The organism is Pseudomonas sp. Q12-87, from assembly GCF_001269755.1.
Classification (GTDB): Bacteria; Pseudomonadota; Gammaproteobacteria; order Pseudomonadales; family Pseudomonadaceae; genus Aquipseudomonas; species Aquipseudomonas fluorescens_S.
Genome location: NZ_LHVI01000019.1, coordinates 237,906 through 250,596, shown reverse-complemented (window position 1 = coordinate 250,596; position 12,691 = coordinate 237,906). Strand labels below are relative to the sequence as shown.

At 62.3% G+C, this 12,691-nt stretch carries 13 protein-coding genes and 1 pseudogene; all 14 read right to left on the bottom strand.

All coding sequences use genetic code 11. The annotated features are described in order from the left end of the window. Positions 1–176: 176 nt before the first annotated feature. Positions 177–677, bottom strand: a complete 501-nt coding sequence (tpx, locus tag AD663_RS13015) for a thiol peroxidase (protein ID WP_003181525.1) — start codon at positions 675–677, stop codon at positions 177–179. A 112-nt stretch (positions 678–789) separates the two neighbouring features. After that, a complete protein-coding gene (locus tag AD663_RS13010; protein ID WP_003181523.1) occupies positions 790–1,461 on the bottom strand; it encodes a DUF3313 domain-containing protein in 672 nt (223 codons plus the stop codon). Between the two features lie 118 nt (positions 1,462–1,579). Next, complete coding sequence (locus AD663_RS13005) at positions 1,580–2,074, bottom strand: hypothetical protein (protein ID WP_003181521.1); 495 nt, start codon at positions 2,072–2,074, stop codon at positions 1,580–1,582. A gap of 97 nt (positions 2,075–2,171) precedes the next feature. Further along, positions 2,172–2,456 (bottom strand): annotated as a pseudogene (locus tag AD663_RS13000) (GNAT family N-acetyltransferase); the annotation flags it as partial. 21 nt (positions 2,457–2,477) lie between these two features. Next, on the bottom strand, positions 2,478–3,458 hold the full coding sequence (locus AD663_RS12995) for a LysR family transcriptional regulator (protein WP_053213872.1): 981 nt from the start codon (positions 3,456–3,458) through the stop codon (positions 2,478–2,480). 46 nt (positions 3,459–3,504) lie between these two features. Beyond that, positions 3,505–4,452, bottom strand: a complete 948-nt coding sequence (locus AD663_RS12990) for a peptidylprolyl isomerase (RefSeq protein ID WP_053213871.1) — start codon at positions 4,450–4,452, stop codon at positions 3,505–3,507. After that, complete coding sequence (locus tag AD663_RS12985) at positions 4,449–4,928, bottom strand: YbjN domain-containing protein (RefSeq protein ID WP_053213870.1); 480 nt, start codon at positions 4,926–4,928, stop codon at positions 4,449–4,451. The genes AD663_RS12990 and AD663_RS12985 overlap by 4 nt, the downstream gene beginning before the upstream one ends. Before the next feature lie 22 nt (positions 4,929–4,950). Beyond that, positions 4,951–5,598, bottom strand: coding sequence for a hypothetical protein (locus tag AD663_RS12980; protein WP_003181514.1), 648 nt, complete (start codon positions 5,596–5,598; stop codon positions 4,951–4,953). Between the two features lie 15 nt (positions 5,599–5,613). Then, complete coding sequence (locus AD663_RS12975; protein WP_033046006.1) at positions 5,614–7,305, bottom strand: putative porin; 1,692 nt, start codon at positions 7,303–7,305, stop codon at positions 5,614–5,616. Positions 7,306–7,344: 39 nt separating this feature from the next. Beyond that, complete coding sequence (locus AD663_RS12970; protein ID WP_003181510.1) at positions 7,345–8,049, bottom strand: energy transducer TonB; 705 nt, start codon at positions 8,047–8,049, stop codon at positions 7,345–7,347. A gap of 2 nt (positions 8,050–8,051) precedes the next feature. Further along, complete coding sequence (locus AD663_RS12965; protein WP_003181509.1) at positions 8,052–8,477, bottom strand: biopolymer transporter ExbD; 426 nt, start codon at positions 8,475–8,477, stop codon at positions 8,052–8,054. A gap of 10 nt (positions 8,478–8,487) precedes the next feature. After that, positions 8,488–10,287 carry a DUF2341 domain-containing protein gene (locus tag AD663_RS12960; RefSeq protein WP_003181506.1) on the bottom strand — a complete coding sequence of 600 codons (1,800 nt, stop codon included), beginning with the start codon at positions 10,285–10,287 and terminating at the stop codon, positions 8,488–8,490. Between the two features lie 17 nt (positions 10,288–10,304). Beyond that, complete coding sequence (locus AD663_RS12955) at positions 10,305–11,909, bottom strand: ShlB/FhaC/HecB family hemolysin secretion/activation protein (protein WP_053213869.1); 1,605 nt, start codon at positions 11,907–11,909, stop codon at positions 10,305–10,307. A 26-nt stretch (positions 11,910–11,935) separates the two neighbouring features. Then, a complete protein-coding gene (locus AD663_RS29595; RefSeq protein ID WP_003181502.1) occupies positions 11,936–12,538 on the bottom strand; it encodes a transposase in 603 nt (200 codons plus the stop codon). Positions 12,539–12,691: the final 153 nt, after the last annotated feature.

Sequence of the window (12,691 nt, the reverse complement as noted above, 5' to 3'; positions counted from 1 at the left end):
CTTCTACAGGAGGCTGAACGATAAGCACTGGCGGGTATTTAGCAAAGCGCCTTTACCGGCAATTTACGTTGGGCTTACCTGGCACGTTGTCGGCTAAGACCTTGAAGCACAAAAGAAAACGGCCTGGACAGGGCCAGGCCGTTAACAATTGTAATAAATGCCTTATTTCATTCCACTTATTTCAAAGCGGCCAGGGCAGCGTCGTAGTTCGGCTCTTCAGCGATTTCCTTGACCAGCTCGCTGTGCAGCACGTTGTCATTTTCATCCAGCACGACCACGGCGCGGGCGGTCAAGCCTTTGAGCGGGCCGTCCGCGATGGCCACCCCGTAGTCCTGGATGAACTCGGCACCCCGCAGCGTCGACAGGTTCTGCACGTTTTCCAGGCCTTCGGCGCCACAGAAGCGTGCCTGGGCGAACGGCAGGTCAGCGGAAATACACAGCACCACGGTGTTGTCCAGATCGTTGGCCTGGGCGTTGAATTTGCGCACGGACGTGGCGCAGGTCGGGGTGTCGACGCTTGGGAAGATGTTCAGCACTTTGCGCTTGCCGGCGAAATCCTTCAGGGAAACGTCGGACAGATTGCCGGCCACCAGGGAAAAGGCTGGCGCCTTGGAACCGGCTTGTGGCAACTGACCGTTGACTTGTACCGGGTTGCCTTTGAGCGTGACTTGAGCCATGAACGGATTCCTTCTGACATTGTGAAAATGATGGAGGCCGGAGTTAACCATGAAATGGTGCTCCGACCTATGGCTGGACATAAAAAGTCATGACTCGTTCAGGCGCGCGCCGCTATTTGGCCTTGAGCTTGAGAAACGACTGGTGCAGATCGGCCGCCCATCCGTCGATCACACCTTTCACATCATCGGCCTTCATCACTTGGGAGTCGTTGGACAACGGCTTGCCCGTGCCTTTGCGTACCACTTGGGCGACCACCGCATTGCTGCTGCCGTCGAGAAACACCGCCTCGGTGCCCAGGGTGGTTTCCTGGTCGCGAATACCGCTGGCAGTGCTCACCGCAGCCGCCACGAGCGCAATCGGAACCACCTCATAAGGTTTCAGGCCTTCAGTCTTGCTGCTGACCGCAGTGATGGCCGCGCGCATCACCAGGACACCAGGGCCCGGTGCCTTCGCCAGGGGCAACGATTTCCCGGCTTCGCGCTTGAGCGCCTGGTCGTAGTAACTGGTGATACCTGACAGGGTCGCCTGAGGGATTTTTACCGTCGGCTGCGGCTTGGGATAAAGCTGTGTCGGTTCAATGTAAAGGCTGGTGTACCTGGAAAGATCGATCTTCGGATCGACCCAACGCATCACCTCGGCTCCCGAGGGGGATTTTTCTGCCTTGAGCCGACTGTAGTCCCCCAGGAACCCCGAATACTCGTCCGGCTGGGTGATCTTGCTGGAGCAGCCCGCCAAGGCGAGCGAGGCGATGCACACGGTGCCGATCATTGACGCGAACTTCATGCTGTCACTCCTGTAAGCCACACGAGACGGGGCCGGAAATACAGGTATAGCCAATCGGCGCCTTTTTGCCTGTTCCAGCAAAAACAAGCGATGGGCTGGCAAGCGTCCTTATCCCTGTTCAGCCTCGTTCCCGGGGAATCAGACCCTGCAGTTGCTGTGCGAGGAAGTCTGCATCGAAAACAAACGTGTCGGGGTCTTTCAGGCCGTTGGTCCGGCGCCACTGCCATTGCACCGAGGGTGGCTGGCATATCAGGGAAATGCTGCCGTGGCGAGTCGAAGCCAGGCCGATGATCGACAGGGACACCAGCCCGCCCACGCCCATCACTTCCGGCACGAACTCCACAGGTTTACCGGTAATGGACACGGTCAGTTTTTCAGTCTTGAACGGGGACGCTTGCGCCTCAACGCTCGCACCATGAGCCACGTACGCCTCGCGGCTCAGTTCCAGAAGACCTGGCGCCATGACGGGCGCCAGCCAGTGCTCGATTTGCCCGAACAACAGCTGGATCTGTTCAGCCCAAACCGTCGACTGGGCCAGGTGCTGTTGTTTCTTGTGCGCTTCGCTGTCTGCGTAATGACGAAGCATCTCGCCCAATTGCTGTACGTCATCCATGCGCTGTTCCTCGATTAAGGGCGTGCTGCGAAGCTGGATGATGACAGGTTCAAGCCCTGGGCGTACGCAAATGCCAGTTGCCTGCGCAGTTGAGCGTTCAACGCAGCCGTGCCATGGCCAGGGTGTCCACCCAACGCCCGTCACGCACGGCATAGTCGCGCATCAGGCCTTCGGTTTCGAAACCGAACTTGCGGTACAGCCCGATGGCCGCCTCGTTGTCGGCGTACACCGTCAGCTCGACCCGCCGCAGATTCATCCAATTATCTGCGACGTCCAGCGCGGCAGCCAACAGCATCGAGCCCACGCCCTTGCCCTGCCAGGCGACTGCCACGCCCATGCCCAGGCTGGCGCAGTGAGCACGGCGAATGCGCAAGTACTGCTCCCCACACTGCTTTTGCCCCAGTCATGCCTGAAACCACTCCCGGCGCTCGTCCAGCGCGTGATGGATCAACTCGACGAGCATCCGTACTTGCGGCGAGTCTTCGGCCTGGGTATTGACGGCCATCCACAGGTGACGCTGCATCGGCTCGGCAAACAGGCCCGGCAAGGCGACGAGGCCTCTGTCGAAGCAGCTCATGTACTGGGGCAACAGGCCAATGCAGGCGCTGCAGCGAATCATTTCCAGCATCAATTCATAGGACTGCACTTGCACCACGCCGGCCCGGCGCTGCTCCACCACGGCATTCCACGCCGCGAAGCCGTGCACCTGTCGGTCCGCCTGCCATTGCACCACCATGTAGTCGTTCAAGTCATCAAGGCTGTCCGGACGCGTGGCCAGCCGTGAATAGCGTTTGGCGATGTGCGGCACGTAGTCCAGCCGCGCCAGTCGGTCCGCAGGCAGGGTGGCGAAGCTCGGTCCCGGCCCCGACGCCTGCCCATCACTGAGCCACAGCACAAGGTCGGCGCTGGCGGCTTGCAATGCCAGCTCACTGTCCAGCGTGATGATCTGCAACCGCACGCCGGCGTTGCGGCGCAGCAGCGAGGTCAGGTCTCGACCCAGGATGTCATGCAGGATCGACTCGGCGACGGCCAGGCGGATCAAGGGTTGGTCATTCAATGGCGGCGGCCCTTCGTTGGCCAGCGCGATCAACCGCGCCTGCAACTGCCGGCCTTCACGGCTGAGGGTCAAGGCGCTGCCCTGGAAAGTGAACAACGCGCGTTGCAGCCGCGCCTCCAGATGCGCCAATTGCTTGCGCAGCCAGGTCGCCTTGACGTTGAGGCTGCGGGCCGCCTGCATGAAACAGCCACAACGGGCGCTGGCGAGAAAACACTGCGCCACCTGTGGCTCAATGCTCTCAGCGAGCGCCAGCCAGGGATCGGGGGCACGAAACGGCGTGTGATGTGGATGAGTAGCCAGGCGTCCTGCGGGCTCGATGAATGTCATGGTTGACTCCCTGTCGGTTATTCCAATACACGGGGTTGCTACGGATCTACCTAAAGCCCTCCTCCAGCACCTTGCTCAGTTGCGCACCGTCGATGCTCAAGGTCGCCGTGTCGAGCATGCCATCCAGGTAAGCCTTGGCGATCTGCTCCTGGCGCTGGGCGCGCAAGGCCTGGGCCAGGCGCTCGCGGACTTCGTCCAGGGTCGCTTCGCGGGCGGGCTGTTGCTCGGTCAGCTTGATCACATGAAAGCCCGCCGCACTTTGCACCGGCTCCGACACCGCCCCGACTTTCAATCGCGCCACCGCCTCACGCACCGGCGCAACCAGTTGTTGGAGCGGCTGGAAACCACTGTCGCCGCCCCGCTCGGCACTGCTGCGGTCCTGGGAATAACGGCTCGCCAGCGCCGCAAAATCGGCGGGCGATGCCTGGGCTTTCTTGCTCAGTTCCGCGGCCTGCCGACGCACCGCTTCGATCGTTTGCGGCTCGCTCGCGGCCAGGAAAATCTGGCTCACACGGTACAGCGCCGGCGCGGTCCAGTTGGCTTTGCCGGCCGCATAGGCCTGCTTCAATTCTTCTTTGCTGGGGTATCCGGCCGGCACCTGGCTGACCGATTGCAGGTAATCGCGAAACACGATCTGCTCAGCGGCGGCCCGGGTCTGGCGCTCAACGTCCGGTCGCTGGCGCCAGCCTTGGGCATCGGCTTGCTCCAGTACGGCTTTTTCCGCGAGACGTGCGCGGATCCAGCCTTCCAGCGCAGCCCGATTGCCACGCATCTGCTGACGAACCTCAGGCGCCAGGGCTGCCAGCAAGCTCTTGAGCTCATCGCCACTGACTTGCTGATTACCCAACCGGGCCAGGCTCGGCGCGTCGGCCGAAACGACGCTGAGGGACTGCACCGCTGCCACCGGATCGCTGCCCGGGCGCAGGCCAAGCGTCACCGCCACGGCGACCAGGCCCAACGCCGCAGCGCTGATGACGAAGGTCGGCTTTTTCACGATGCGGCGGCCTCTTCCAGCGATTCCTCGGCCGGCTGTGCCTGGGCCTGCACCCGCGCGGCGTCCTGGCTGTATTCACGCAGGTAGACGATAAATTCCTGCAGCAACCGATCCCACAATTCCAAGTGGCTGCGCAAATGATCGGGGCTTACCCCGGCGGCCACCACCACGTCCATTTCCATCACCAGGAATTCGCCCTGCACCGACAACCGGGCAAAGCGTCGCGACGCGTTCCAGAGTTCCGCCAGGCCGGCCGGCAACTCACCCTGCACCCGCAAGGCACAGCTGAACGTGAAATCCAGGTACGCACCCGGTGTCGGCCCAGGGTTGCCGAAACGCACGGCATAGCCGATGCCCTGGCTGGCACTGAGCAATTGCACGATGCCGTTCTGCTGCGTTTCGTTGACCCGGTAGCCTGTGGCCTGCAACAGCTCGGTCAAGGTCTGCGGGGATACGTGCTCGATCAGTGAGGTCATGGTCAATTCTTCCTTGCGTTAATCAATGAATGTTCGCGGCCTGTGGCGCATCGAAACGGTTTTTATAGAGGTCATCGCCAAAACCTTGGGCCAGCTCTTCGAAACGTACACGGGCCTTGGCGGCGAACGGCTGGCGGATCTTCACGATGTCGGTCACATCAAGGGTTTCGTAGGCATGCAGCAGGGACTTGGCCACGTCGTACATTTGCTGATTCTTGACCGAACATTGCTGCACTTGTGTGTCACGCTCGGTCAGTTGCGCCTCCAGCCGCGCCCGCTCGGCCTCCTTGCCACGGGCCAAAACCAACAGCTCGTCATAGGCTTTCTTGAACTTGCCGATCTGCTCGTTGCTGGCCGTCACCTGGGCCTGGGCCTGGCTTTGCAGGGTCTGCTGGTGCCCAGACAGTTGTTCGTTCAGCGCCTGGGCCTTGCTCAGTTGCGCAGTCAATTGCTTGACCTGCGCCTGAGCCTCCTGGGCCTGGCTTTGCGCAGCCTGGCGGGCGGCGCTGGCCTGGGCTTGTTCGCTTTGCAGGGCTTGCAACTGGGCAGTGGTGCTGCGCAGTTGCGCCCGCAACCGTTCCTCCAGGCCTTCACCGTGGGCGCTGCCGCCCAGCAACAGGCCCAGTACCAGCAGCGTGACTGGACAAGCGTTCATGGCTCGCCTTTTCATGGGGCCTCCCTGCGCTTAGAAGCGCGTGTTGATTTCAAGCTGCAAGACATCGATGTCGTACGGCGCGCCGTACACCGCTTCGGAACTCAACCAACGGCCGGTGGCGAAGACGTTATTCGCCAGGCCATAGTTGCCACCCAGGAAATAACCCTTGGCGTTGGTGCCGCCCAGATGGAATGACGAATCGTTGAAGCCGTCCGGCAAGGCATCGGGCTGGATGTACTTGTATCCGGCGAACAGGTTCCAGTCGCCCTGGCGCTTGAGTTCCAAGGAACTGCCCAGGGTGAATTGCAGCATCCAGGCGTTGGCACCGCTTTGCACTTCGCCGTCGCTGTCCAGGTTGTTGGCGAACTGCCCTGCCGAACGCTTGCGCATCTCGCCTTCGTCGTAGCCCAGGTTGTGCACGTAATGCGCCTGGCTACGCAATTTCAGGTCTTCAGGCAGGTCGGTATCCCACGCCAGGTTCACGTCCAGCAGGTTGAATTCCGAGGCCAGGCCGACGTATTGCGGCTGTGGCGTGGTGGACGGGTTGAGCGGATTGGGCGCGATGTCCCGCAGCAAAAATACGGTGTTGCCCTTTTGCATGAACGCTACGCGTGAACCGTCGCTGTCGCAGCCCGGGTCGCCGGCCCACGGCTGGCACGACGAAGAACGCTGGCCTTCGATGTCATCGAAGCGGTAATAGGCCAACGCGCCCTTGATCCGGTTGCTGTCGTTGATCGCCCAGTTGGCGCCCAGTTGCGCGCCGTACAGCCACTTGTTATCGCTCTCTTCCTTGTCACTGCCGTTGCTGGTGCTGGTGTCGTTGGTGTACTCCACCGGGAACGCGCCGACCGTGCCGAACACACCCCAGTCCTGATTGAGCTTGTGGTTGAAATTCGCCGCCACACCATCGAAGTTCAGGTCACCGGAATACAACAAGTCGGTGGAGAAAAACGGATTGGCAAAACGTCCACCGGTCAGGGTCAGCTCATCCGAGGGTTTCCAGGTCAAGTAACCCTGGTCGAGCCAAATGTCTTTCTTGCCGAACCCGCCGCCCAGGGTCTGGGTGGTGGACACTGGGTTGTTGTCCGAACCGGTGCCAATGCGGATTCCCGCCGTCCATTGCGGCGCGATCACCGCTTTCATGCCCAGGCGCGCCCGCAGGCGGAACAGGTTTTCCCGGTCCTCACGAGTGTTGAGCAACGGTGGCAGGCTCGAACTGCTGTTGGGGTTGACGTCGTATGGGCCCCTGTCGTTGAGGCGGGCGAAATCGACGATTTGGTTGCTGTTGGTGCCCGAGTAATAGCGCGACTCATCCCGCAAGCGAATGTCGCCATCGAAACTGATGCGCGAGACCCAATCCGGAAAGGTGTTGGGCTGCGCCCAGTTTTCCTGCTTGGCGGTGGCCATGACTTCGGCCTTGACCTGGTCGCGGATCTGCTCACGCACGATATTCGGCACGTATTGCACCCGCACGTCCCCCGGCGCACCGGCCGGCGTTGCGGCAATTGCCGTGGCGGCTTGACGGGCCTGCGCCGCTTCACGTTCGGCCTGGGCGATCAGGCCATCGGCCTGGTCTTGCTTCAACACGCCTTGCTGCACCAGCAGGCGGATCAGATTGATCGTGGCGTTTTCCGAAGGCGCCGGGGCGGCGGCCGCGTGTCCGGCCAGGCTCAACACCACCAGGCCGATCGCCCACGACAATCGATTCACATTGGAAATCATCTGCACACAACTCCTGTTGGCAAACTTTCAAATAGTCGGTTAACCCGGTCGCCGTCCCTGCAAGGACAGGCGCACGGGCAAAGTCAGGGAGGCCGGTGGCCGTTCACTCAAATGAGGTGCGCCGCGCAGGGCGGAAATCACCTGCTCGTCCACTTGCCGATTGCCGCTGGATTTCACTAGCTCGACCCGGGTGATTTCCCCCACGGCGCTCAGCCAGACGTCGGCCTGCAGGGCGAACGCCAGGCTGCGCAGATCCGGGTTCTCTCGCAGCAGGCGCTGGAAGGTGAACGCCAGGAATTGGCTGTACGTGCCGTTGCCCAATCGCCCTCCGCCTGCTCCGGCCATGCCACCGCCCTTGCCGGCGCCGATGTTGAAAGCGTCGTTGCCCGATTGCGCATCGCCGTCCATCTGCATCGGGTTCGCCAGGTCATCCACCGGCGACGGCGGTGCTTCTTCCTCGGGCTTGACCTCTTCGGGTTCCGGGGTCGGTTCAGGCTCGGGCATTTTTTCCTCGACCTTGGGTTCCGGCTCCTTGGGTTTCTCCGGCGGCGGAGGGGGCGGAGGCGGCAGCGGAATGATCGTCGGCACCTTCGGCGCTTCCCGGCGCACGCCGCTCATGTCGTTGGCCCACTGCCACAGCAGCCAGGCCGCCACGGCGCCCAGCAGCAGGCCCGCGGCCCATTTGAGCAGGCGCACCGGGGAGGCCTTCACCGGGGGTGGATTGATAGGAAGTCTGGCGGTCATGGTCAGCCCTGGCTCGGTTTGCCGGTCACCAGACCGACCTGGGACAACTCCAGGCGCCGTAACAAGTCCAGCACCTCGATGACTTTCTGGTACTGCACCGTCGCGTCGCCGCGCACGATCACCGGAAAATCCGGGCTTCGGGCCTTCTCGATGCGCAGGCGCTCTTCCAGCTCAGCCAGGGTCACCGGGTAGGCATCGAGGAACACCTGCCCGCCGTCATTCACCGAAATCGCCTTGGTCTTGGCTTCGGACAACGACACCGAGGCGCTGGCCTTGGGCAGGTTGATCTGGATCCCTGACACTTGGGCCGTGGCGGTGAGGATGAACATCACCAGCACCACCATGAGCACGTCCACCAATGGCGTGATGTTGATGCTGTCGACCGCCGCGTCATCGTCGTCATCGTGTGAAGCATTTACGCTAGCCATCGCGATCCCCTCAGGCCGGTACGAACGATTGGACGTGATGGTCACGGCGCTGGGCCGCTTCGCCGGCCTGGCCTTCGCCGTGCAGCTCCGCCAGCCGGGTGATGAACTCGTCAACGAAGACCCGCATGTCAGCGCTGACTTCCTTGTTGCGGGTAATCAGGCGGTTGTAGCCAAACAGCGCGGGAATGGCGACGAACAGGCCCATCGCGGTGGCGAGCAAGGCTGCCGCCATGCCTGGAGCGATGGCGTTGATGTTCACATCACCGGCCATCGCCGTGCCGAGGAACACCACCATGATCCCCAGCACGGTGCCGAGCAGGCCGATGTAAGGACCGCCGGCGATGGCGTTGGACAGGGTCGAGAGTTTCGAACTCAGTTGCTGGTTTTCCCGAGTGCGCACGCCGTCCATGGAACAGCGGATCGCTTCGATGGTGGCCGCCGACACCGATGAGGTGTCGGCGCCCTGCTCGCGCCGGGTGCGGATTTCCTTGACCGCCACCCCATACAGGCGCCACAGGGATGAATGTTGCAGGCGCTGGGCGAGGTCCTGATCGTCGGCGAACATCTCCAGGCGCGTGCCGATCCTGGCGAACTGTTCGCGGAAGGCTTCGTTGGCGGCACTGACGCGGCTGACCATGCGGTTCTTGCGAATCATGATGATCCACGACTGGAACATCATCAGCACCAGGACGGCGATGATCACCCAGGCGTCCAGCGGCACGGCGTTGAGCAAAAAACCCAAGCTGCCGAAACCGAAGCCGGACTGTTCTTCATCGACCCCGTAGGCCACCAGTTTCGATTCGGCGCCCTGGGCGTTGGCGTCGGCCAACAGCAGCGGCGCCGGACGAGCGACCTTGGACAGGCGCGCTTCGTCCATGGCGCCGCTGAACGGCACGAAGGCACCGGCAACGACATCCGCGCCCAGGGCGATGGGCGAGTTGAACGCCGGCATCGCCACCGCGAGGCTCGCCGTTTCGCGACCGTTTACGTACAGCACCACTCTGTCGCCCGCGGCGGTCAGCGCCAGATGCTGCCACTGGCCCGGGTTCAGCGGTTGGGTGGAAACGGCGCGCTGGCCGTCGATTGCCACAAACGGTACGCCTTGATTCACGCCCACCATCAGGCTGGCGGCGCCGTCGTGGCGGGCCAGGATCACTTGCTCACCGCTGGCCTGGTCCTGGCGCAGCCAGGTGCTGAACGTGAACGCCGCGCCGGCGCCCTGTTGCAACGACGGGCTGGCGGGCAGCAACAGCGGCTGGCCGTTGAACTGCAAGGCACGCCCGATCACGCCGTCGACGCTAGTGCCGACGGCGCCCTGGGCATTGTTGCCGTAGGCCGTGGTGTCCTTGGGCGGCACGCCGGTGGCGCCGTCGAAGTGGTACAGCGCGGTGTAGTCCGGATCGAACGTCAACTGACCGCTGCCCGTGGCCGGTGCCTTCTGGTTGCCGTAATACATCCACAGGTCCTGCCGCTGTCCGCCCTCCACACTTGGCACATCGACCCAGACCAACGCCATGCCCATCAACGGGTCGAAACTCTCGATCTGATGATTGAGCACGGTCTTGTCGTCGGCGCTGACAAAACGCAGGTCCGAGCCGTCGTCCTTGACACCATCGAAGGTGAAGTTACCGGTGTGCAGGCGCACCAGCAGTGCCGTGCGGCCCAGGGCTTGGGCGATGGCGGCGCCCTGGGGCGTGGTGTCCACCGAAATCTGTTTGCGGTAATGCCAATCGTCCTGCCACCAGGCATTGGCGGTCGCCGGAAGCACCAGCCCCAGGCAGATCAACAGGGAAAACAATAAGCGTTGCATGGACATGACTCCTGGGTTCAAAACGTCGCTTGCAGGTTGAAGTGCAGGCGCGATTCCTGTTTCGAGGTGTTCGGCCCGTCGAGCAGCGGATAGCCCCAATCGAGGCTGCCGGACATCCACTTGCTCAGGCTCGCTCGGGTGCCGAGGCCGACACTGGCCAGGCTGTAATCGGCTTCCTGGTCGGGCAATTCGTCGCGCAGGTAAAGCTGCGCGCCTTCGGCGAAGGCATAGAAGCGCCACTCCTGGACATGGCTGCCAAGGAACTTGGCGAGGGACGGTGTGCGCAACTCCTGAGACAGCAGGTAGCCGTCGTCCCCGGTGCGCTCGGCGGCCAGGTAACCGCGCACCGAGGTGGCGCCACCGGAGGAGAACTGTTCGTTGGAAACCAGGGGGCCCGATGCCAGCTGGAAGGCGGCCTTGGATGCGGTCTGCCAGTCGTTGGCGAAGGTAAAGGTGTAGCTGCCGTCGCCCTTGAGCACCGCAAAGCTGGGGCTGGCGCGGTAACGCTTATAGTCGAATTCTTCGTCGGAGCTGCCATAACCCAACAGGCTCCGTGTGCCGGCCACCAAGCTCAGGCCGAGGCCCAGTTGGCTGCTTTGGGTGTAGCGAAGCCCGTTATAGGCGAAGGTGAACGGTGCGTATTTGAGCGGAGCCTTGTCGCTTGCGCCGCCCAGGCTCAGTTCCTCTTCGAAATCCTTGAAGTCCACGCCGACGGAAAACGTATTGGCCCAAGCGGCGCTGGACGGCAGGCTGTAGATCGCCGAAACCCCGTAGGAGTGGCCTTTGCCCAATACGTTGCTGCCGCCGACCGTCGCCACGTTGCTGTCGGACTGATAACCAGAGAACTGCACACTCCAGCGTTCATTCAAGGGCGCGGTGTACGCACCCGACCAGACCTTGGCATTTTCGGTGTCTTGGGGCGCGGTGAAGAACGTCAGCGAAATGCTGTGGCCCAGTTGCCAGAGATTGTTGTAGCCAAGACTGGCGACGGTGCGCAGCTTTTCGGTATCGGCACTGTAGTCGTTGTTCAGCCCCAGGCTCGCTTGCCAGGGGTCCTGGTCTTCGACCTGCAAGTCCACATCCATGGTCCCGGGGCGCTGCCCTTCACGCACCAGCGGCATCACCTGGCGCCCGGGCGTCTTGTTCAGTTGCGCCAGTTCGGCCTGGACCTGGGCGAAATCAGGCACCGCGCCTTCCTTGAGCGCCGGCACGTCATCACGGATTTCGACAGGGGAATAATGCTTGGCGCCCACCACCCGCACCCGGCCGACTTTGGTCTCGCTGACTTGCAGGTAAACGATGCCGTCCTCGACTTTCTGTTCCGGCAGCTCAACGAACACCGATTGATAGCCCCGGGCCTGGTAGACCTTTTGCAGCGCTTCGCGCGCCCCTTCGATGTCGTCCAGCGTCTTTTGCGGACCGAGGTACGGGTACACCGCTTCCTCGATAGCCCGGGCATCGAGCACGGTATTGCCCCGCACGAAATACTCGTTCACGTCCACCAGGCGCGCCGGTGCCGTCTCTGCCTGCGCCCCTTCTTCGGCTGCCCATGCCGTCGGCCCCCCAACCGCCAGCAGCAGCCAGCCCCACAGCGCCGGCCGTAATTTGAAGAAATGCTCCACACCACCCCCTGGATTCAAAATTCGGCTCAATTGCTAGCCGTCGATGTCGTGGCGTGCCGGGCCAGCCAGGTATGCAGCAGCGCGAAATTCAAGGAGAACTCCGGCATTTGCAGTAAGGCACCACAGAACACTTCGCCGATGACTTTCTGGATGAGCTGCACCGCCCGCGCATCGCCCAGCAGCGTCGCGAGGTCCTTGCTCAGGACGTTGAAGCTCCAGACCTTCTGATTCAGGTCCAGGCCGACGAACCAGCGGAACAGCAGGTTGTAGTTGAGTTGCTCGTAGAGTTGCTGCTCGCTGGGCACTGAATAGAGCAGTTGCAGCAAGAGGATATGCATGGCGGTCTGCGGCGCGATGAGCATCCGGGCGTCGGCATTCAGTCCTTGCAAGACATCGCGATGATCATCCAGCAGGTCGTCGATCTGCGGACGCAGCAGGACCAGTGAATGACCCTGGGGGATGTAGCTGGACACTTCCTTGAGTGCGCCCTGCCAGTCTTCCTGGGAAACGATCCAGACCCAAGGCGCCCCGTAGCGATACACCGACACCGGCTGCTTGCGCGCCGCCTCGACGATCTTCGACAGGCGCTGGTCGAGCTCCTGCATGCCCACTTTCGAATAACGTTCCATAGTCCCCATCGCCTCACTCCCGGCTTCGCGCCCCGGTTCCAAACGACCTTGAAGGTCCCCTCGAACACGTCACACAGGCATGACGGGAATGGCGATGTGCTACCGAACTTTTGTCATGAAAGCTTCATTTGGCAGGCACGCAGGCAGCACCAG